This is a genomic window from Dactylosporangium aurantiacum, assembly GCF_000716715.1.
GTDB lineage: Bacteria > Actinomycetota > Actinomycetes > Mycobacteriales > Micromonosporaceae > Dactylosporangium > Dactylosporangium aurantiacum.
Window position 1 is genome coordinate 1 of sequence record NZ_JNYJ01000225.1, and the last position, 202, is coordinate 202.

Genomic DNA, 202 nt, shown 5'->3' on the forward strand with positions numbered 1-202 from the left:
GAGCGCGCCTTCAGCGGTCTGCACGACCGAGATGCCGTCCTGCGCGTTGCGCACGGCGACCTTGAGGCCACCGATCTGCGAGCGCAGGCCCTCGCTGATCGAGAGGCCGGCCGCGTCGTCCGCCGCCCGGTTGATGCGGTAGCCGGAGGAGAGCTTCTCCAGCGACTTGCTCATCTGGCTGTCGGTCACCGACAGGTTCCGG

1 protein-coding gene is annotated in these 202 nt (G+C 69.3%); it reads right to left on the reverse strand.

Annotated elements, in window-relative coordinates:
* The coding region (locus OP18_RS51020; RefSeq protein ID WP_033368101.1) for a flagellin N-terminal helical domain-containing protein at window positions 1-202 on the reverse strand (202 nt) is incomplete at both ends.